This window comes from Pedobacter sp. Leaf170, from assembly GCF_920984665.1.
Classification (GTDB): Bacteria; Bacteroidota; Bacteroidia; order Sphingobacteriales; family Sphingobacteriaceae; genus Pedobacter.
The window spans coordinates 609,201-628,580 of record NZ_CAKLBP010000001.1; the positions used below are offsets into that span (position 1 = coordinate 609,201).

General features: G+C 34.6%; 21 protein-coding genes. 10 read left to right on the forward strand and 11 right to left on the reverse strand.

Going from position 1 to position 19,380, the window contains the following annotated elements; genetic code table 11:
• Positions 1-53 precede the first annotated feature (53 nt).
• Positions 54-665, reverse strand: coding sequence for a DUF4397 domain-containing protein (locus LUA90_RS02815; protein WP_231463010.1), 612 nt, complete (start codon positions 663-665; stop codon positions 54-56).
• Between LUA90_RS02815 and LUA90_RS02820 the strand changes: the two genes are divergently transcribed.
• Positions 664-801: a hypothetical protein gene (locus LUA90_RS02820; protein ID WP_231490060.1), complete on the forward strand. Its 138-nt coding sequence runs from the start codon at positions 664-666 to the stop codon at positions 799-801. The genes LUA90_RS02815 and LUA90_RS02820 overlap by 2 nt on opposite strands.
• A 15-nt stretch (positions 802-816) precedes the next feature.
• Here LUA90_RS02820 and dnaN read toward each other — a convergent pair whose 3' ends face one another.
• From dnaN to LUA90_RS02870, 10 genes are all read right to left on the reverse strand, one after another.
• Positions 817-1,941 (reverse strand): DNA polymerase III subunit beta, encoded by a 1,125-nt coding sequence (gene dnaN / locus LUA90_RS02825; RefSeq protein WP_231462981.1) that lies wholly within the window; start codon positions 1,939-1,941, stop codon positions 817-819.
• A 33-nt stretch (positions 1,942-1,974) separates the two neighbouring features.
• Positions 1,975-3,657: a gliding motility-associated ABC transporter substrate-binding protein GldG gene (gene gldG, locus LUA90_RS02830; protein ID WP_231490061.1), complete on the reverse strand. Its 1,683-nt coding sequence runs from the start codon at positions 3,655-3,657 to the stop codon at positions 1,975-1,977.
• Positions 3,657-4,382 carry a gliding motility-associated ABC transporter permease subunit GldF gene (gldF, locus tag LUA90_RS02835; RefSeq protein ID WP_231490063.1) on the reverse strand — a complete coding sequence of 242 codons (726 nt, stop codon included), beginning with the start codon at positions 4,380-4,382 and terminating at the stop codon, positions 3,657-3,659. The genes gldG and gldF overlap by 1 nt, the downstream gene beginning before the upstream one ends.
• A gap of 136 nt (positions 4,383-4,518) precedes the next feature.
• The gene (locus tag LUA90_RS02840; protein WP_231490065.1) at positions 4,519-5,058 is read right to left on the reverse strand and encodes a hypothetical protein; all 540 of its coding nucleotides are present in this window, start codon (positions 5,056-5,058) and stop codon (positions 4,519-4,521) included.
• A 3-nt stretch (positions 5,059-5,061) separates the two neighbouring features.
• Entirely contained in the window at positions 5,062-5,769 is a 708-nt protein-coding gene (locus LUA90_RS02845) for an ATP-binding cassette domain-containing protein (protein ID WP_231490067.1), read from the reverse strand.
• 55 nt (positions 5,770-5,824) lie between these two features.
• Entirely contained in the window at positions 5,825-6,745 is a 921-nt protein-coding gene (locus tag LUA90_RS02850; protein WP_231490070.1) for a glycerophosphodiester phosphodiesterase family protein, read from the reverse strand.
• A 225-nt stretch (positions 6,746-6,970) separates the two neighbouring features.
• The gene (locus LUA90_RS02855; RefSeq protein WP_231490072.1) at positions 6,971-7,603 is read right to left on the reverse strand and encodes a response regulator transcription factor; all 633 of its coding nucleotides are present in this window, start codon (positions 7,601-7,603) and stop codon (positions 6,971-6,973) included.
• 2 nt (positions 7,604-7,605) lie between these two features.
• Positions 7,606-8,385 (reverse strand): sensor histidine kinase, encoded by a 780-nt coding sequence (locus tag LUA90_RS02860; RefSeq protein WP_231490073.1) that lies wholly within the window; start codon positions 8,383-8,385, stop codon positions 7,606-7,608.
• Positions 8,364-9,017 carry a hypothetical protein gene (locus LUA90_RS02865; protein WP_231490075.1) on the reverse strand — a complete coding sequence of 218 codons (654 nt, stop codon included), beginning with the start codon at positions 9,015-9,017 and terminating at the stop codon, positions 8,364-8,366. The genes LUA90_RS02860 and LUA90_RS02865 overlap by 22 nt, the downstream gene beginning before the upstream one ends.
• 5 nt (positions 9,018-9,022) lie before the next feature.
• Positions 9,023-9,658, reverse strand: coding sequence for a hypothetical protein (locus tag LUA90_RS02870; RefSeq protein ID WP_231462867.1), 636 nt, complete (start codon positions 9,656-9,658; stop codon positions 9,023-9,025).
• A 265-nt stretch (positions 9,659-9,923) separates the two neighbouring features.
• On the opposite strand from LUA90_RS02870, the gene LUA90_RS02875 reads away from it, so the two are divergent.
• The 9 genes from LUA90_RS02875 (at position 9,924) to LUA90_RS02915 (ending at position 19,378) form a co-directional block, all read left to right on the forward strand.
• Positions 9,924-11,360: a S8 family serine peptidase gene (locus LUA90_RS02875; protein WP_231490077.1), complete on the forward strand. Its 1,437-nt coding sequence runs from the start codon at positions 9,924-9,926 to the stop codon at positions 11,358-11,360.
• Positions 11,357-11,560, forward strand: coding sequence for a hypothetical protein (locus tag LUA90_RS02880; RefSeq protein ID WP_231490079.1), 204 nt, complete (start codon positions 11,357-11,359; stop codon positions 11,558-11,560). Before LUA90_RS02875 ends, LUA90_RS02880 begins: the two co-directional genes overlap by 4 nt.
• A 230-nt stretch (positions 11,561-11,790) precedes the next feature.
• Positions 11,791-13,434, forward strand: coding sequence for a glycine--tRNA ligase (locus LUA90_RS02885; RefSeq protein ID WP_231490080.1), 1,644 nt, complete (start codon positions 11,791-11,793; stop codon positions 13,432-13,434).
• 189 nt (positions 13,435-13,623) lie between these two features.
• On the forward strand, positions 13,624-14,031 hold the full coding sequence (locus LUA90_RS02890; RefSeq protein ID WP_231462835.1) for an AraC family transcriptional regulator: 408 nt from the start codon (positions 13,624-13,626) through the stop codon (positions 14,029-14,031).
• An 87-nt stretch (positions 14,032-14,118) separates the two neighbouring features.
• Positions 14,119-14,883 carry an SDR family NAD(P)-dependent oxidoreductase gene (locus LUA90_RS02895; protein ID WP_231490082.1) on the forward strand — a complete coding sequence of 255 codons (765 nt, stop codon included), beginning with the start codon at positions 14,119-14,121 and terminating at the stop codon, positions 14,881-14,883.
• A 122-nt stretch (positions 14,884-15,005) separates the two neighbouring features.
• Entirely contained in the window at positions 15,006-15,692 is a 687-nt protein-coding gene (locus LUA90_RS02900) for a CAP domain-containing protein (RefSeq protein ID WP_231490084.1), read from the forward strand.
• A gap of 156 nt (positions 15,693-15,848) precedes the next feature.
• A complete protein-coding gene (locus tag LUA90_RS02905) occupies positions 15,849-16,355 on the forward strand; it encodes a GtrA family protein (RefSeq protein ID WP_231490085.1) in 507 nt (168 codons plus the stop codon).
• Between the two features lie 512 nt (positions 16,356-16,867).
• On the forward strand, positions 16,868-18,646 hold the full coding sequence (locus LUA90_RS02910; protein ID WP_231490086.1) for an aromatic amino acid hydroxylase: 1,779 nt from the start codon (positions 16,868-16,870) through the stop codon (positions 18,644-18,646).
• A 30-nt stretch (positions 18,647-18,676) separates the two neighbouring features.
• Positions 18,677-19,378, forward strand: coding sequence for an SDR family oxidoreductase (locus LUA90_RS02915; protein ID WP_231490088.1), 702 nt, complete (start codon positions 18,677-18,679; stop codon positions 19,376-19,378).
• Positions 19,379-19,380 lie beyond the last annotated feature (2 nt).

Below are 19,380 nucleotides of genomic sequence, written 5' to 3' on the forward strand. Positions count from 1 at the left end.
AGATTATTACAAAGATAGGCTTTGTATTTCAAATATTTGAAAGCCTTGATTTCTTAGTTATCGACTATTAAATGTGCCTCTAAGGTTGCAGTAGTTAAACCACTGAGCCAAATCGTATAAATTTTTCCTGGCAATAAATCTGTGGCCGCAATAGTTTTAATATTCCCAGAGCCCACAACGTTGTACCTTAGCGCTGCACCATTCTCTATGGTATAGTAATTAGAAGCCTCTTTAAACATTAAAGCATTTATAAAAGGTGAACCAGTTTGGATGCTAACATTAACACCTGTATTAAAAAATGGCGTTAAATTAACCACTCTGATTTTCGCCATCGACATGTCTGATATGCTCAGATTATCCTCAAAGTTGATAATCTCTTTTTTTCCATCTCTATCTGCAATTAAAAATGTGCTGTATGTAAGAGCAGGTGTAAAATTCAAGTTTGTATCTGTATTAAAACTATTAGAACCCATAAAATTAACGCTTCTGTTACCAGAGAGGATTTTAACATATTCACTGGTTTCGCCAAATGCCAGTGGGGCAATAGTCATTTTTGAATTGTCAACAAAAACATTTTGTTTAACCTCACCTTGTACAGCATTAATTACTTTAATTTTTGCCTCACCTTTCGCTACAACGTTTGGATCGTGTTTTTTACAATACATGAAAAATATCGAACAACATATCAACAAAAAAATATGTGTTTTGAAAGATGAAGGATTAGAGCTTTTCATGAGATGGTTATTTGGTTTAAACAAAAATGGCTTGGTTCAAAAACCAAGCCATTATAAATATGTGTAACTAAAATGTTAGTAATTAGTAACTGTTGTTTAACATTACTGGCATTACAAGCATCAATACATCTTCGTTTTCATCATTTGTTTGAGGAATTAATAATCCTGCCCTATTCGGTGTAGATAGTTCTAAAGTAACTTCATCTCCACTTAAATTATTTAGCATTTCTATTAAGAAACGAGCATTAAAACCAATTTCCAGGTCTTCACCATCATATTGGCAACTTAAACGTTCGTGTGCTTCGTTAGCAAAATCTAAATCTTCTGATGAAATATTTAATTCGCTTCCGTTTATTTTTAACCTAACCTGGTGCGTAGTTTTATTAGCAAAGATTACCACACGACGAAGCGTATTTAAAAACAAACTTCTATCAATAACCAATTTATTAGGATTATTTTGAGGGATAACTGCCTCATAATCAGGATAGCGCTCGTCTATTAAACGACACACTAAATTTATATTCTCAAATTTAAAGAAAGCACTTGTTGCATTATAGTCAACTGATACATTAATATCATTGGTTGGTAATGCAGCTTTTAATAATGTAAGGGCTTTTTTAGGTAGAATAAATGATGTCGCTTTATCAGCTTTACTATCCATACGACGATAACGTACAAGCTTATGCGCATCAGTTGCTACAAATGTAATGTGCTGAGGTGATAACTGGCAAAACACACCTGTCATTGCCGGTCTTAATTCATCGTTACTAACCGCAAAAATTGTTTTTGTTATTGCTTCAGTTAAAACAGAGGCAGGTAAATTAACAGATGATGCATTTTCAACTACAGGGATTTTAGGGAAATCATCGCCGTTCTCACCGCTAAGTTTATATTTTCCATCGCCTGCGCTAATTTCTATAGCAAATGTTGTATCATCAATGTTAAAAGCAATTGGCTGATCTGGTAAAGTTTTAAGCGTATCTAATAAAATTTTAGATGGAACAGCAACTTTTCCTTCTTCTTTCGATTCTACAGCCAGAGCAGTAGTCATGCTGGTTTGCAAATCGGTAGCAGAGATTGTTAAATTGCCATCTTTAATTTCAAAAAGAAAATTTTCTAATATAGGTAAAACTGTGCTGCTGCTAGATGCACCATTAACAGTTTGCAGGTGTTTTAATAAAGTTGATGTGGATACTATAAATCTCATGATATCTTTTAGTCTTCTTCAAAAATATAAAAATTATTTAGCGTACTTGTACTTGCGGTAATAATGTTGAAAAATTGCAAAGAATATTAACACTAATAATGGAAAAACAACATTAATAATCTGCCATTTAGTTTTTTCGAGCTTGATTTTGGCTTTATCCAATAACCGAATTTTAACTTCCTTGTTTCTTAGCTCTATTAGGTTATCATCATCAGTAAAATAATCGGCAATATTTAAGAGCAAAGCTTTGTTACCATAAGTACGTTGAGTGTATCTGTCAAAACCTAATGGTAATGGAGAATTATCTTTAGCTACAACCTGATTTTTAAAAATATCACCATCCCCTATTACAATCATTTTAGCGCTTTTGCCCACATTTGCATTAGTAAATGTACTTGCTATTTGAGCTGGCAAAGGTCTGCCGGCAAATACTGAAGGAAATTCGCCTTCTAACAAAACGCCTGCACTTTGCAGCGGATTTTGAAACGACTTAGGATCTGGTTGTTCGGCAACCATTTGCAAAGAAAACAACTTTGGTACGTTAAAAACCTTATTAAATGATGATGTGGTTAATATATAGGTTTTCTTTACACCTTTAGCGCCAATCGTATCAACGGTGCTCGGAAACTCGGCTTTAATACCATCTAAGTTTTTAACTAAACTGGCGGCGGTATCTGGTAACAAAATTGGATAATAAAGCCAAGGCACAAGTTGTATTTGCGGCTGGCCACCCACAACACCTGTCGAAACCGGAATTTCAGCAGAATTTTTATCCGCTATGATATTATAATTGATTCTTGCCCCATACATAAAAAGCATGTCATCAAGATTAAGATTTTTATTAAAAACCATTTGCGAGCCTTTCCCCTGCAAACTATCCAATTCGGCAGATACCTGATCGATGCTCCAAAGCACCCTGCCCCCATTCATTACAAAATAATTTATTTTGTACTTTTCAGTTTCGGTAAATGCTTGCTGAGGTTTTATGATAACCATCATTTTCAACTTATCCAACCCTGCTTTATCGATGGTGTTTAAATTTACTCTTCCAACTTCATAACTATTAGAAAGTGTATGGATTGCATCATAAAGTTCTAAATCGCTTGGTTCTCCATTGGCTTCTGTGAAGCCTATTCGGGGATTATTGCCATTAACTACTTTTTTAATGCCCGAAGTAAATACATATTCCAGGTTTTCTATCGAACGGTTAATATTGTCTTCATAATTTCCGCTGGCATCAAGATTTTGAAAAAGTTTAACCGGTAATTCTTTCCCATCGCTCTCAATCATTGCCATAGGGTAAACCAACTTTTGCGTTAAGCCACTTTCTGTTTTAACACTTAAATTTGTGGCTTCAATACCGTGCATGTATAAATTATTGATAACCGTATCCTGATCTGCAACGCTTAATCCGGCTAAAGGATCGACAAAAACAACTTTTAGATCTGCGTTAGAATATGCCTTATAATCGTTAAGCAAATCTTTTACAGATGTTTGAAAACGCTTAAAAGCTGCAGGCAATTCTCCATTTAAAAAAACTGTTATAGTTATAGGTTTTTGACTTTTTGCTAATGCATTTTTAGTTTTATCGGTTAAGGTAAAACGCTTATCAGCTGTAAAATCAAAGCGATGAAAAAAATATCTTCCAGTAAGATTTAGTAAAATAAGAATTAAGAAAACGACAATTATATTTAACCAGTTTTTATTGTTTTTCATTATTTCTTTCCTCCCGCAGCCAACATTGTAAATAATAGAAATATTGATGAAAAACTAATAAAGTATATTAAATCTCTGGTATCTAAAACGCCTCTACTTATCGATTGGTAATGTTCATTAATCCCTAAAGATGATATAGTAGTTTCGAAACTTTTTAAGGCAAAAAGTTGACTTGTGTAATCAAAGCCCAAGAAAGCAAAAGCACAAAGTGCCGCTGAAACAGCAAAGGCAATAATCTGGTTTTTGGTGAGCGATGAAGCAAAAATTCCAACCGAAGTGAATGCGGTGCCTAATAAAAAGAGCCCAATGTAGGAGCCTATAACTGCCCCTGAATCTATATTTCCTTCAGGTAAACCAAGTTTTGATATTGAAAAATAATAAATTGTTGTAGGTATTAAAGCAAATAAAACCAAAACTAAACATGATAAATATTTAGCAAAGATGATTTGCCAAAGCGTAATTGGCTTGGTAATTAACAATTCGTAGGTACCTTCCTTTTTTTCTTCGGCAAATGAGCGCATGGTTATCGCCGGAATTAAAAACATAAAAAGATATGGAACTAAACTAAAGAAGCCACCCATTTCTGCGTAGCCGTAATCGAGAATTGATGTATCAGGAAAAAACCACAGCAAAAGTCCAGAAACCAATAAAAAAACGCCTATGGTTATGAAAGCAACCATCGAACTTAAAAAACTATTTAATTCGCGTTTAAAAACTGCGTACATAACTAAATTTAAATGCCGAAGTTAACAAAATAATAAAGTAATTTATAGATGTCTTACTGTTAAACTAAGTGGTTAAAAGACTTTGAAATACATTATTTTTAAAATGATATAAAGCATCTGTGTATAAAGGAAATATCTAAAGCTCCAAAGCATAAGCTATTCTTAAGCCTGCAAAACCTTTTGTATTTGAAGAATTTAATAGTTGAATATTATCATTTTTTCCCGTCCAGCCTTCGTATCTTAAACCAACATCCAACAATCCCTTATTTCTCAGTTTAAATATATTTCCAATTCCTGGCGACCAAATCGCTAGTGTTTTTTGTGTTTCATTTATTGGGATTCCTGCGCCTAATTGCGCTTCTGCGTAAAAACCTTCGCTTAGGTAATATTTTAAACCAGCTTTTAATGGGATGTAAGTTAAATCTTTAACCATCAGAACTTGGTTTCTTCTGCCAAAAAAATTCATAAAACCGCCGTTTAAACTTATAGCAAGTTGATTTGAAATCGGTAAATCAAATTTTATGGAGCCACCTGTTCCTATTGCCGAAATACCTGAGAAATTTCCGGATGGAAGCCCGATTTCTGCACCAATGCTTAAATTAGTTGTATTTTGAGCTTTTAATATTGTAGCATAAAATGATAGTATGGCAAATAGTAGTAACCGAAATTTAAACATGAATTAAGCCGTAAGTTTTCTAAAAATATCCTCTAATGAATTTTGATTATTTGCCATTTTCAAACCTTCCAACGTATCATTGGCTACAATTTTGCCTTTATTAATGATGATGATATCATCGCAAATAGCTTCAACCTCCTGCATGATGTGTGTAGAAATAATGACGGTTTTATCTTTACCCAACGTTTTAATCAAGGCTCTTATATCAACCAGTTGATTTGGATCTAAACCTGATGTAGGTTCATCCAAAATTAAAACTTCCGGATTGTGAATAATCGCCTGAGCCAAACCAACCCTTTGTCTGTAACCTTTAGATAGCATTCCAATTTTTTTGTGCTGTTCAGGCGTTAAACCAACCATTTCAATCACATCTGCTACACGCTTAGAAATATCTGCAAGCTTGTAGGTTTGCGCAACAAAACTCAAAAATTCCTTTACGTACATTTCGGTATAAAGCGGGGTATTTTCAGGTAAATAGCCAATATGCTTTTTTGCATCAACAGCTTCGAGAATGATATTTTTATCAGAAATTTTTGCTTCGCCAGATGTAGCTTCGAGGTAGCCGGTTAGCATACGCATTGTAGTAGATTTACCCGCACCATTCGGACCCAAAAAGCCCAGAATACGGCCAGGCTTTGCTTCAAAGCTTATAGAATCTACTGCTTTTTGATTGCCGTAATGTTTAGAAAGTCTTTTTACTGAAATACTCATTGTGTTTCTTTATAAATCGGTTGCCATTGCAATGCACAAAGCAATGACGATATTGTTAGTTAATATTTGCCGAACTTATCTTTTTATTGTATCGAAACTTATCAAGTTGTTCTGCAGCTTGCACAATATTATCTGATGATAAAATATCGGCCCCATTACTTACCAGATGATAATAAATATTCTTCGCAGGATTTGCAATAGAGCTTTTATCAATGTTACCCATTGTACCTAAAATTGTAGTAATACCCTTATTATGCAGGTAATTGTATAGTTCCTTTTCAGGAGCGCTAACACCTACAAATGCTACAATTCTATTATTTGGTATACCTAAATCATTAAGTCTTTTTAATTCAGATTTTTTCTGCACTGATGCCGAAATCATTAAATCCGGAGCCAGTTTATGAACTTCATGAGCCTGATTTGCATTGTATGTAATAATGATTGAGTTGCTCTCTACTTTGTACTGCTTAACCTTTTCAATTACTTTAGCGTAAGAAACACCTCGCTTTAAATCTATCGTTAGTAGCACCTTTCCTTTACTCCAGCTTAACACGCTATCTAAAGTCGGTATCTTAAATTTAGTTTCGTTTCCTTCATCATCCTTTAAATTAAAAGCTTTAAGTTCATCGTAAGTATAATCTCCAATCAGTCCTTTTCCTGTTGATGTTCTGTCCAGTTTATCATCATGCATAATTACCAAAACAGAATCTTTACTATAAGCGATATCGAATTCGATAACCATTGGATTGTAGGTGGTGGCATTTTCAAAAGTTTCTATGCAATTTTCTGGATAGCCAGGCATCGGACCACCGCGATGCGCACTGATTAATGGATAACGATTATCAGGCGACCATTTTAAGAACCGGTAAAGTTGGTTTGTGGTATCAAATTTAATGTAATGATGAACTTTTTCTTCTTGTTTGCAGGATAAAAAAGCCAATAAAACAGAGAAGAAAAATAATAAGTGAAATTTCATGATTCAAAAGTAGAAAAAAATGGAAGATGGTAAAGGTAAAATGGAGGATTTTTGGTTGAATGTGTTTATTGGTTAATCGTTAAACTGATACATCGAGCATGAACAATTCAACAGTCTACAAATTCTACAATTTAAACGACTAATTAATTCAGCAATTGAAACAATTAATCAATTCTACAATTTAACTAATTAACCGATTCAACAATTCAAATAATTAACCTTCCGCTACGCATATCCATTTTTAATGGCAAAAACGGCCAAACCAACTCGTGTTTTTAGCTCTAACTTTTCGCAAAGATTGTCGCGGTAGCTTTCTACAGTCCGTGGGCTACAAAACATTTTATCCGCTATTTCCTTGTAATTAAGTTCAGTAACCGTGTATTTTAAAAATTCTTTTTCCCTATCGGATATTTTAATTTCGGCTTCTTTGGCTTTATTTAAACTAAAAAATATAATTTTTGATGCCCATTCTGGATAGAAAAATCCATTTGCTGCCAATTTTGTTAGTGCATTTTCTAATTCTGCCGGATGCGCATTTTTTAATAAATAACCGGTTGCACCGTTGGTAACCATTTTAATAACACTTTTTTCTTCACCTTGCATGCTCAAAGCCATTACTAATATTTCAGGATGATTTAATTTCACCCAGGTTACAGTTTCAAAACCATCCATTACGGGCATGCTAATATCAAGAAGTAAAATATCCGGAATTTTACTTCCATTAATAAACCTATCTATTAAATCTTTACCGTTTTCGCAAACATAGATAACTTCAAAATCTTCAAAATTATTGATGATGCCCTGCAATGCCTTGGCTATAAGTACATGATCATCTACAATAACAATGGTTTTTTTCATGATTAGTTATTTAAAATCACAGTAAGTGCCGTACCATGATTAGGTTTACTTTTAAAGCTGAATTTGCCACCAATAATTTCGGCTCTTTTCTTCATGTTTTTAAGTCCTATTCCTTCTGCATTATTTTTTTCGTAATCAAATCCAACACCATTATCCTGAATTTTTAACCTTAAAAAGGCTTCATTATCAGATTGTAAATCAATTTTAATCTCATCACAATTAGCATGCTTTAAACTATTTTGAAGAAATTCTTGCGTAATCCTTAGTAAAACATTTTTACGAACAAAGTCTAAATCAAAATAATCACAATTGTAATTGAACAAAACCTCACACTTTTTCAATGCATTTAAATGATTTACTTCATCTTGTATTAAAGTTACAATTTCATTTCTACTAACATTATCATTTGTTAAATTTTTCGATAGGCTTCGTAAATCCTGTAAAGAGGAATTTACAATTTGATATATCTGTTCAATTTTATCACTCGCCTGTGGCACTTTTTTTTCGTAAACGAGTTGCTGCGCATACAAGCTTACCAAAGTTAATTTTTGCCCAATGTTATCATGCAGTTCTCTACCGATTTGTTGCATGGTATCTTGCTGTATTTCTAATTGAGTTGATAAAAGTTCTTTTTGATGTATTTCATTATTGATTTTTATTTCATTTAAGTACTCCTTTTTTCTCGATTTATATTTCCTGATGTAAACCATAATGGCAACAGTAAAACTCACAAAAAACAGGTTAAATAAAATAACCGTAATTAATAGCTCTGTTTTCCCCATATAAATGAAATTGAAAATAATAAATACATAACTACACCTGAAATTAAGAAGTAATTGTAATAAATATCCCAAATGGTTGAATAATCTTTTAGCAAAGAATAAAATGTAAAAAACGGCAAAGTACCGATGTAAAAAAGTGTTACACCTAAGTTTATGTAAAACATTTTATTTTTATGAAAATTGAGGATGTTTATAGAATTAACCTGATTATAATATTCTTTAAGCACTAAAAACATTAGCAATAAGCAACCTAAAGTGTAGTTGAAGGAGAAATAGATTTTGCTCTCTCTAAAAAACAATTCGCTTACTAAAAACGAAGAAAAGTAAATTGTAGAGCATAAATAAAATAGCACTTTGCTATTAAAACATTTGATGGCATATAGCCAATAAAAAAATATAAATTGAAAGGGAATAATGAGGTAGTTATAATATTTTGCCTTTGAGAAGCTGAAATATAAACCACCCCATTTGCCAATAATTTCACTTAAAAAGATGATTACTAAATAATAGATAAAAAATCGCCAATATTGATTTTTTAATGTTGCATAATTAAGCAAAGCGATAATTGCAGCTAAGCCTTCTACCCAAAGAAAGCTATCGCTCAAAAATTTCTGGAAATTACTTAATTCCATTTTTACTAATAATTTTCTACAACGGTAACAGCCGGTGGAATTGTTTGTCCGTGGTTTTGGGCCATTACCTGCATCGCTTGCGTTTCGCCGTCATCACTAATTTTCATCATACGCATGCTTTGGCCTTGCGTTGCTCTATCGGGCGAGTATGTTCTTTCATCCAGCGGATTAAAGTCAAAGTCTAAATACCCATCAACACTTTTCATTTTTAATGTTGGTATCATTATCAATGTATGTTTTTCGGCAGATTCTTTTGGTATGTTATTATTCTTTCCAAAAATATCCCAATTATCTGCTTTTGGGTAAGCTGCGTAATAAAAACGTAAGCCCAGGCTATCATCGCTAATGTCTTGTTTTACCCTTTTACTTTCATTTTCGATATCCTGAATAAATTTTTTCAAGGTTTTTAAATCAAACCAAACAGAGTGTGCATCATTTATACCGAGCGTTTTATTAATCAATTCCAGCTGAATATTACGGTAGTTATCAACCATCAGTTGAATAGCTTTTTGGGGCATAGTGTTGGGTTTTCCTGTTGGTGTATCCTTAACTGAGCCTCTAAAAAATTTTTGAATTAAATAAAATGCAATTGCTCCTAAAACAAAAGCAATAATGTAACTGAATGTTGGGTTCGATTCCATAGTTTTTTGGTTTTTATTAAAGTTAACTTTTATTCTCAAATGTGGTAAATCTTTAAACCATAAAACATGGGGTTTTCCCCATATTTTTTTTAGTTGTTTTCACCAATAATCGATTTGTTACTTTTCCCACTGATTTTTAGTGATTTACCTGCCAGTTTTCTATTCAAACTATAACAATTTTGGTAGTGTTAAACGTCGACGATTTTAAAGGAATAAACCGAAAATCCTAAACAGAGTAGGTAACCATTCAATAAAACTAAAAATCATGTCAAAAACTTTAAAAAAAGAAGAAAAGGTAGAGTACACTGGCCGATATCTTGTACTATTACCTGAAGGATCGAATACATCAGATTCTATCAACCAAATCAACTCAATTAGCGGACTGAACCTTAAAAGCTCACTTGAATTTGAAAACGAATTTTTTACAGATAAAGACCTTGCCAAAACCGATGGAATTATCTTAGATAAACTTGGAATTGCCATTGTAAATGAAAAACCAAAAATTGAAAACAACATTAGCAGTTTTGGCGACAGCCAAATGATTGTGGAAAAAGAAACGGTTGTTTATGCCATCGGCATGCTTGATGAAAGTACTCAAAACTACGTTGAAGGTTACAGAGATGCCATCAATCAGATTGCAAATGTTTTGGTTGGCCAGGAGATGGACGAATCGAGCTATGCCGAACAAGAATCAGATGTTGAATCTGTTGGTGCAACCTGGGGATTAAAAGCAACCAACGTAGTTCCAACAAATTTCTTAAGGTACAACCCATATAACGGAGCAGGAATAAAAGTTGCCATTTTAGATACGGGTTTTGATTTTAATCATCCCGATTTTGCTGGCCGACCTGTGGTACACCAAAGTTTTATTTCAGGAGAAACCACGCAAGACGGACACGGACACGGAACACATTGTACCGGTACTGCTTGCGGTCCTTTGAGTTCTCCATCAGCTTCTGAAAGATATGGAATTGCTTATGCTGCAAGCATTTACATCGGCAAAGTATTAAGTAATGGTGGTTCTGGCGGCGATGGCGGCATCCTTGCGGGCATTAACTGGGCAATTGCGAACCGTTGCGAAGTTGTAAGCATGTCGTTAAGAGGCTTTTTAAATGGCTCAGGTTATTCAGCTGTGTTTGAAACCGCTGCAGCCAGAGCTTTAGCCCAAGGAACTTTGATTATTGCTGCTGCCGGTAACGATTCTGCAAGACCAGGTACGGTTAGACAAGTGATGCATCCTGCAAATTGTCCGTCCATAATGGCGGTTGGTGCTGTAGATGTTAATATGAATGTTGCAAATTTCTCTAACGGTGGCTTATACCCTACTTATGGCGCTGTTGATATTGCTGCTCCTGGTGTGAGTGTGTATTCATCTACCAAATTGCCAACCAAATATGCAACCTGGAATGGTACCAGTATGGCTACACCACATGTTGCGGGCATTGCAGCACTTTGGGCACAGGCAACAGGTTTACGCGGTATTAACTTATGGCGCAAATTAACCTCAACTGCAAAAGTATTATCTTCGCCAGCTAGAGACGTTGGTGCAGGTTTAGTGCAGGCACCTACAAAAACCAGGTTAATTAAATTTCCAATTGACAGGATTCCGATTGATAGATTTCCGCTTGAGAAAGTGCCAATTTTGGTCAACCCAAGATTCCCTATCGACCCAATTGGTCCAATTGAAAGAATAATAAGATGAAATCAAAATGGTTAATATCTGTTAAGGGTGGTAGTTTAGACACGGTAACTGCCGAGCTCAGAAAACTTGGTGTGAAAAGTGTTGAAACACTTGAAGCCATAGGTGTGATTATTATTGTGCCAACAAGCCAGAAAATAACAGATGTAAAGAAAATTAAAGGCGTTTTAAGTGTTGAGGAAGAAAGGGACGTTAACATTTAGCCAAACCATTTTTTTTTAAAATTAGAACGATGTTGCAAGCAGCAGCATCGTTTTTTTTGTTAGCAATGCTGATGAAACTTTAATAATTGAACAGCCTTTGCAATTTAAACCCGATCGTTAAACATCTAGGATAATTTGTTTAGGTAATTTTATAACGTCAAAACGCTTGTTAAAAACCTTTTACCTTTTACCTCTTACCTTTTACCTTATTTATTATCTTTGCCTCCATTATGGCTCAAAAGAATAACGACGAACAATTTAAAAATGTAATATCACACGCTAAAGAATACGGTTTTGTGTTCCAAAGCAGCGAAATATATGATGGCTTAAGTGCCGTTTACGATTACGGCCAATTGGGTGCTGAGTTGAAAAACAATATTAAAACTTATTGGTGGAAAGCCATGGTGCAAATGCATGAAAACATTGTAGGAATTGATTCTGCAATTTTTATGCATCCGAAAGTTTGGAAAGCAAGCGGACACGTTGATGGTTTTAACGACCCGATGATTGATAATAAGGATTCGAAAAAACGTTACCGTGCCGACCAATTATTGGAAAATAAAATTGATGAGTTATATTCTGAATTAGCCAATTTTAGCACAGATAATAAGGCTAAATTCGAAGAATTTCAACAAGAAATTTTGGGTTTAAGCGACGAAGGACAAGCGGCATGGATTCCGGGCTTTAAGGAAAAAAATTCGATTTTAGATAACGGCAAATATCCATTTGTTAATGAGGCAAGCTGGAGATTTGTGAAAAAAGGATTGGCGCTTGAGGTTGAAATGAACCTGGCCCTTAAATCTGAAAATTTAGCACAGCTAAAAGATTTAATTGTTGATTACAAAGTAATTTGTCCGATTTCAAAAACCTCAAACTGGACTGATGTTCGCCAGTTTAACCTGATGTTTAGCACGCAATTTGGTGCAATGGCCGAAGGTAGTGATGAAGTTTACCTTCGTCCCGAAACGGCGCAAGGTATTTTTGTAAACTTTTTAAACGTTCAAAAATCTGGAAGGATGAAAATTCCTTTCGGCATTGCACAAATTGGTAAAGCTTTCCGTAATGAGGTAATTGCCCGCCAGTTCATTATGCGTATGCGTGAGTTTGAGCAAATGGAAATGCAATTTTTTGTTCGCCCTGGTGAAGATAAAAAATGGTTTGAATACTGGAAAGAAGCCCGCCTAAAGTGGCATAAAGCTTTAGGAACTTCGCCTGAAAAATATCGTTACCACGACCATGTTAAATTAGCGCATTATGCAAATGCTGCAACAGATATCGAATTTGAATTCCCGTTCGGGTTTAAAGAAGTTGAAGGTATTCATAGCCGTACAGATTTCGATTTAACACAACACCAGGAATTTTCTGGCAAAAAAATGCAGTATTTTGATAACGATTTAAATGAAGCAGGTAAACCTTATGGAAATTACGTTCCTTACGTTATCGAAACATCAATAGGTTTAGATCGTATGTTCTTGTTAACCATGATTAATGCTTTTGAAGAGCAAGATTTAAGCACAGAAGATAAACAAGACAGCCGTACTTTACTACGCTTACATCCTGCTTTGGCACCATATAAAGTTGCTGTTTTCCCATTAACTAAAAAGGATGGTTTACCAGAAAAAGCACGCGAAATTATGGATACTTTGAAATTTGATTTTAATTGTATTTATGAAGAAAAAGATGCAATAGGTAAACGTTATCGCCGTCAGGATGCAATTGGAACCCCGTTTTGTATTACAGTTGACCACCAGAGTTTAGAAGATAACACAGTTACAATTCGCCACCGCGATAGCATGGAGCAAGAACGTGTTGCCATTGCCGATTTAGCTAACATTGTAAATAAACAAGTTAGCTGGAAGAATTTGTTAGCCTAGATTTTACCACCATAGACATCTAAGTTTGAATTATAATATTAAAGTCGCAGGTTTTTTTAGCCTGCGACTTTTTTTTTATTTAAGCTTCTTGACCATTATTTCAATCGGTTATTTAGATGTAAAAAACTGAAGATTATGTATTTCAAGCCATCATCACAACTATATTTGAAATCAGAAAACTGATTGAAAATGAAAATCCCTCAAAAATTCTTTGCCCGCCAACACGAAATTGCAGCCGATTATTTTATAGAATTAGATAAACACCTAGCCGATATCGTTTCTGGCAAAGCCACCGAAATGTTCGAGGTTAGGGATTTTGCCGAAATATTGCATGTTCACCCAACTCATTTCAGCAACACCATTAAGTCAGCAACCGGCCATTCGCCATGCTATTTCTTTGAAGAACGATTAATGGAAATTTCTAAATCGATGTTACAAAATGTTAGTACTCCAATTTCTGAAATCGCAAGGATTTTGACTTACGACCCATCAAATTTTACTAAGTTTTTTAAACACTTTTCAGGGCAAACGCCTAAACAATACCGCGAAGCATATTTTCAATCGCTGGCAGAAAAAAAGGAAATTATCACCATATAAAACTTAAGTACTCACCATTTTTCCTTAACGTATCACCATTTTTGCAGCACCTTTCCATTTAATTTTGTTTATCAAATTAAAAGAAAAATGGAAATACAAAATAAGATTGTACTAGTAACCGGCGGAAGCAGAGGCTTAGGTAAAAACGCAGCTATTCATTTGGCTAAAAAAGGGTTGGATGTTTTAATAACTTATCAATCGAAAAAAGATGATGCAGATGAAACCGTAGAAGCGCTTAAAGCAATTGGCGTAAATGCAGCAGCATTACAATTAAATGTTGGCGATGTAAAAAGCTTTGATGGATTTGTTAACGATGTTAAGGCCATTCTGAAGTCGAATTTTAATGCTGAAAAAATTGATTATTTGGTAAACAATGCAGGGATTGGTGTTCACGCATCTTTCGAAGAAACCACAGAAGAACAATTTGATACTTTGTTAAACATTCAATTTAAAGGAGTATTCTTTTTAACACAAAAAGTATTGGCCATATTAAATGATGGTGGCGGCATTATAAATGTTTCTACCGGCTTGGCTCGTTTTGCTTTACCGGGTTATGCGGCTTACGCATCTATGAAAGGTGCAATGGAGACACTCACCAAGTATCAGGCTAAAGAATTAGGTTCTAGAGGTATCAATGTAAATATTGTAGCACCGGGTGCAATCGAAACCGATTTTGGTGGTGGTGCTGTTAGAGATAACGAGCAATTAAATAAAATGATTGCCTCTCAAACTGCTTTGGGCAGAGTTGGCTTACCAGATGATATTGGTGGTGTTATTGCCTTTTTGTGCACAAAAGAAGCCAAATGGATTAATGCACAACGTATTGAAGCATCAGGCGGTATGTTTTTGTAGACATTAAATAAAAGCCCTCAATAGTGTTGAGGGCTTTTTGTTAAAAAATTTAACACTTTTATTAACAGCAAAAAATAAATACAACTTCAAGGCGTTATCATGTTATCATTGTAAAACCAAACATGTTTCGCCTTTTTTTTATCTCCGGCATATTTTTATTTCTATACGCTAATGCTGCAATAGCGCAACGCTGGACAGATGCTGAATTTAAAAAAGCAAATACGGGTGTATATGCAGACTATTTAACCAGCGAAGAAAAAAATACACTGCTATACATGAACCTTATACGCATTGATGGAGAGAAATTTTATTACACCTTTCTAGAAGATTACATTAACAACTACAACGAGAAAGTTAAAAAATACCGCAATTATAATGAACTTAAAATTTCGCGAAATAATGCTTATTACCTATCATTATTAAAACATGTAAAAGGCATTAAAAACCTGCCAATGTTTTACCCAAATGAACAGTTAAGTGCAGTGAGCAGAAGCCATGCAATAGATTTGAATCGGAATAATATTGATACGCATGAAAGCAGCAATGGCGATTCTTTTTCTAAACGCGTATCAAAATATTTCCCCAAAAAGGCAATGAGTGAAAATATAGATTTCGGCTATTCGAATAGTTTAGATATTGTTTGCCATTTACTATTAGATTGTGGCGTGCCATCACTAGGGCACAGATTTAACTTGTTAGATCGAAAATATAAATTAAATACAGTCGGAATAAGCATTCAACCTCACCCATCTTACAGTTGGTGCGCAGTAATCGATTTTGTTGCAGAGCCAAACACCCTTTCAAAATAACTAAATCTAAAATTTTTACACTCAAAAAGTCCCTAATTAAAAACAAACAATTAATCTTTATATATTTAAGAGTCTTGGTTTAAAACCCAAGACTTTTTTTGTGCCAATCCACAATAAATATTTAAAAAAATTACCTTTGCAACTTAAGTTAATCTAATGCGAAAATTCATCCTGGCTTTTATCGATTTTTTCTATCCTCCATTTAAAGGCTTTATTTCTCAGCATAATTTTAGGTATTTGGCAACCGGTGGCAGTACATGGCTTTTGGGCATCGCGGTGTATTGGTTGGCTTTTCACTATCTTTTTTTAGCAGAAGATGTAAATATTCTGTTTTTCACCGTTAGAAGAGAAACCGCAGCATTAATAGCCGATTTTATGGTTGTAATTCCATACAGTTTTTTACTTAACAGGTACGTAATTTTTACGCATAGCGAAGTAAAAGCACATATTCAGTTGCTACGCTTTTTAAACTTAAACTTTATAAACATATTGCTAACCTACGTTATGCAGAAGTTTTTTATCGAGTATTTAGGCGTTTATCCAACCGTTTCAAAAGTTGTAGTTTCAGTTTTAATTGCCGCATTTAGTTATTTATACCAACATTATTTCACTTTTAGCGTTAAAAAAATTGGTGTTAAAAAGAAAGATAAAAAACATTTGTAAAGCAATTTTTTAGCTTTTGGTAAACAGCAGTCCCGCCCCCGTTTCAAGTCCGCAGTTCGTTCCTCACCTTGCGGGCTTTCTCACTTCGGTCGGGTTTAAATGGCGTAGATAATTCAACTATTTCCGTTTCATTTTGCAAGTGCTTTACCTGTTTTTAGCAAAACATACAATGTTTTCTGAGCGATTAAAAAAATAGACTTCGTAAATTTAGATTGGTTATTGCACAAACTTTGTTTTTAAACGGGATGGACGCGATATCCTTTTTCGTTTTTGTTAAAACCCACAAATTTTCTTAAGCAGTTTCTTTAATATATGTGGTTATTATGCGTTGCGGCGAAAAAGATTTAGCAAACAGCCCGACTGAAGTACCCAAGAATGTTGGGCCTTAATTTTCAAATCAAAAGGGAAATTATTATTTAATATCATAAGGAGTTAATTTGTAGGCTTAATTCTTGCTAAGGTAAAATCAACATCATAACTTAGCCACTAACCAACTTATTTTCATAATACCTATGAGCCATTTTAACGATTTTAATAATGCGCAAGTAGCAAAATTGCCAAATCATTTAAAGCAATTTATTGTTGCCCAGAATTACGAAAAATACACACCGATTGACCAAGCGGTTTGGCGTTATGTAATGCGCCAAAATTATAGTTATTTAAAAAATGTAGCCTATTATCCATACATAAAAGGCTTGCAAAGAGCTGGCTTAAGCATAGAATACATCCCCGATTTACAAACCATGAATGATAATTTAGGTAAAATTGGTTGGGGTGCTGTAACGGTTGATGGTTTTATTCCACCTGCAGCTTTTATGGAATACCAGGCTTACCGAGTTTTGGTTATCGCGGCAGATATTCGTCAAATTAATCACATTGAATACACGCCTGCACCCGATATTATTCACGAAAGCGCCGGCCATGCGCCAATCATTGCCGATACAGATTACAATAATTATTTGAGTTATTTTGGTTCAATTGGCGCAAAAGCAATGTTCTCGGCAAATGATTTTGAGCTTTATGAAGCCATCAGGAAACTTTCTATTTTAAAAGAAGCTTCAGATGCTGACGACGCTCAAATTGCGAAGGCCGAAAGAGAATTGAAATTTATAAGCGAAAATATGGGTGAGCCTTCAGAAATGGCTTTACTTGGTCGTTTGCATTGGTGGACGGTAGAATACGGATTAATTGGAACACTTGAAAACCCAAAGATTTATGGTGCGGGTTTACTTTCTTCTATAGGTGAAAGCGCATCATGCATGCAAAAAGAGGTAAAAAAGTTATGGTACACTATTGATACAATAAATTACCAATACGACATTACAAAAACGCAGCCGCAACTTTTTGTAACGCCAACTTTTCAAAATCTGATTGATGTTTTAGAAAGCTTTGCCGATACGATGGCATTTAGGCGTGGCGGCACTGAAAGCATTATGAAAGCCATTGCCTGTAAAAATATTGCAACTGCAGTGTACAGTTCGGGCCTTCAAATTAGTGGGGTTTTTACCGATGTTGGTGTAGATGCTAATGACGAATTAACTTTTATTAAAACAACGGGCCCAAGTGCTTTGGCTTTAAATGGCAAACAGTTAAAAAACCATGGAAAAGATTATCACGCCGATGGTTTTTCATCGCCGGTTGGAAGGTTAAAAAACAGTTTAAAACCGCTTGAAGATTACAACGATAATGAACTTAAAGCTGCTGGTATTGAGTTAAATAAACAAGTTTTATTAGTTTTTGAGAGCGGTATTTCGATAGATGCCCTAACGCAGAAAATTTTAAAAACTGATGATAAAGTTATACTCATAACATTTACAAATTGTACAGTTTCCGAAAGCAACGGCAACATATTATTTAAACCAGAATGGGGCAATTATGATATGGCAGTTGGAGCTAAAATTGTTTCGGTATTTAATGGAGCGGCAGATAAAGAGGCTTTTGAAATAATTGCGCCAATTAGTATAGAAAAAACCCACAAAGTTGTTTACGATGATAAAACCATTAAATTACACGAATTATATAAGCAGGTTAGAGCAGTACGGGAAACAAATATGGGGTTTGAAAAATTAAGCAATATTTTCGGTCAGCTTAAAACGCAGTATCGCCAGGATTGGCTTTGTGCTTTAGAACTTCTGGAACTGGTCTTTCATAAAAAAATCTTTCATCAATTAGAAAAAGAAATACTGGTATATCTTGAAATTAAAGCCGGAAAAGAGCCAGAACACACCAAATTAATTTTGGATGGATTGCATGTTATTAAAAATCCGGTTTCGCAGCTTATAGGCGATTAATTAACTTTGCACTTTAACTAAAGAATTAAAATGAACATCATTATAACAGGTGCAAGCAGCGGCATTGGTTTTGAAACTGCATTAGAGCTCAGTTTACAAAACAATAATAAAATTGTTGCCATTGCCCGTACGGCAGATAAATTGCGTAAACTTTTAGAAATTGCAAAAAGCATTAATCCGGATTGTACATTACTACCCGTAGAATTTGATATTGCTACTGATGATTACGCGGCCTTAATTCCTTTTTTGAAAGAACGTTTAGGTACGATAGATATTCTAATTAACAATGCTGGAACATTAATTAATAAACCATTTTTAGAAACCACTGAGCAAGATTTAGGTGAGATGCTTCAAAGTAATGTGATATCGCATTTTAGAATGATACAAAATACTATTCCATTAATGCAAGCTGGTACACACATCGTTAACATTGGCAGTATGGGCGGTTTTCAAGGGAGCATTAAATTTCCAGGCTTAGCGGCTTATTCGGCTAGTAAAGCAGCATTACACACGCTTACAGAATGCCTTGCTTTCGAGCTTGCAGAAACTGGAATAAAAGTAAACTGCCTGGCTTTAGGTTCTGCACAAACAGAAATGTTAGAAGCCGCTTTTCCTGGATACCAAAGTCCTGTAATGGCTTTTGAAATGGGTAAATATGTAGCAGATTTTGCCAGAACCGGACATAAATTTTTCAATGGAAAAATTATTCCAGTTGCAGTAACAACGCCTTAAAA

What these genes read in the sequence shown, in the direction of transcription:
- LUA90_RS02860 (WP_231490073.1), bottom strand. Translation starts at nt 8,385, where the DNA reads ATGGGGAAAACAGAGCTATTAATTACGGTTATTTTATTTAACCTGTTT.
- LUA90_RS02910 (WP_231490086.1), top strand. Translation starts at nt 16,868, where the DNA reads ATGAGCCATTTTAACGATTTTAATAATGCGCAAGTAGCAAAATTGCCA.
- LUA90_RS02870 (WP_231462867.1), bottom strand. Translation starts at nt 9,658, where the DNA reads ATGGAATCGAACCCAACATTCAGTTACATTATTGCTTTTGTTTTAGGA.
- LUA90_RS02815 (WP_231463010.1), bottom strand. Translation starts at nt 665, where the DNA reads ATGTATTGTAAAAAACACGATCCAAACGTTGTAGCGAAAGGTGAGGCA.
- LUA90_RS02900 (WP_231490084.1), top strand. Translation starts at nt 15,006, where the DNA reads ATGTTTCGCCTTTTTTTTATCTCCGGCATATTTTTATTTCTATACGCT.
- LUA90_RS02865 (WP_231490075.1), bottom strand. Translation starts at nt 9,017, where the DNA reads ATGGAATTAAGTAATTTCCAGAAATTTTTGAGCGATAGCTTTCTTTGG.
- LUA90_RS02880 (WP_231490079.1), top strand. Translation starts at nt 11,357, where the DNA reads ATGAAATCAAAATGGTTAATATCTGTTAAGGGTGGTAGTTTAGACACG.
- LUA90_RS02840 (WP_231490065.1), bottom strand. Translation starts at nt 5,058, where the DNA reads ATGTTTAAATTTCGGTTACTACTATTTGCCATACTATCATTTTATGCT.
- LUA90_RS02905 (WP_231490085.1), top strand. Translation starts at nt 15,849, where the DNA reads ATGCGAAAATTCATCCTGGCTTTTATCGATTTTTTCTATCCTCCATTT.
- LUA90_RS02820 (WP_231490060.1), top strand. Translation starts at nt 664, where the DNA reads ATGAAAAATATCGAACAACATATCAACAAAAAAATATGTGTTTTGAAA.
- LUA90_RS02915 (WP_231490088.1), top strand. Translation starts at nt 18,677, where the DNA reads ATGAACATCATTATAACAGGTGCAAGCAGCGGCATTGGTTTTGAAACT.
- LUA90_RS02875 (WP_231490077.1), top strand. Translation starts at nt 9,924, where the DNA reads ATGTCAAAAACTTTAAAAAAAGAAGAAAAGGTAGAGTACACTGGCCGA.
- LUA90_RS02850 (WP_231490070.1), bottom strand. Translation starts at nt 6,745, where the DNA reads ATGAAATTTCACTTATTATTTTTCTTCTCTGTTTTATTGGCTTTTTTA.
- dnaN (WP_231462981.1), bottom strand. Translation starts at nt 1,941, where the DNA reads ATGAGATTTATAGTATCCACATCAACTTTATTAAAACACCTGCAAACT.
- LUA90_RS02895 (WP_231490082.1), top strand. Translation starts at nt 14,119, where the DNA reads ATGGAAATACAAAATAAGATTGTACTAGTAACCGGCGGAAGCAGAGGC.
- gldG (WP_231490061.1), bottom strand. Translation starts at nt 3,657, where the DNA reads ATGAAAAACAATAAAAACTGGTTAAATATAATTGTCGTTTTCTTAATT.
- LUA90_RS02845 (WP_231490067.1), bottom strand. Translation starts at nt 5,769, where the DNA reads ATGAGTATTTCAGTAAAAAGACTTTCTAAACATTACGGCAATCAAAAA.
- LUA90_RS02855 (WP_231490072.1), bottom strand. Translation starts at nt 7,603, where the DNA reads ATGAAAAAAACCATTGTTATTGTAGATGATCATGTACTTATAGCCAAG.
- LUA90_RS02890 (WP_231462835.1), top strand. Translation starts at nt 13,624, where the DNA reads ATGAAAATCCCTCAAAAATTCTTTGCCCGCCAACACGAAATTGCAGCC.
- gldF (WP_231490063.1), bottom strand. Translation starts at nt 4,382, where the DNA reads ATGTACGCAGTTTTTAAACGCGAATTAAATAGTTTTTTAAGTTCGATG.
- LUA90_RS02885 (WP_231490080.1), top strand. Translation starts at nt 11,791, where the DNA reads ATGGCTCAAAAGAATAACGACGAACAATTTAAAAATGTAATATCACAC.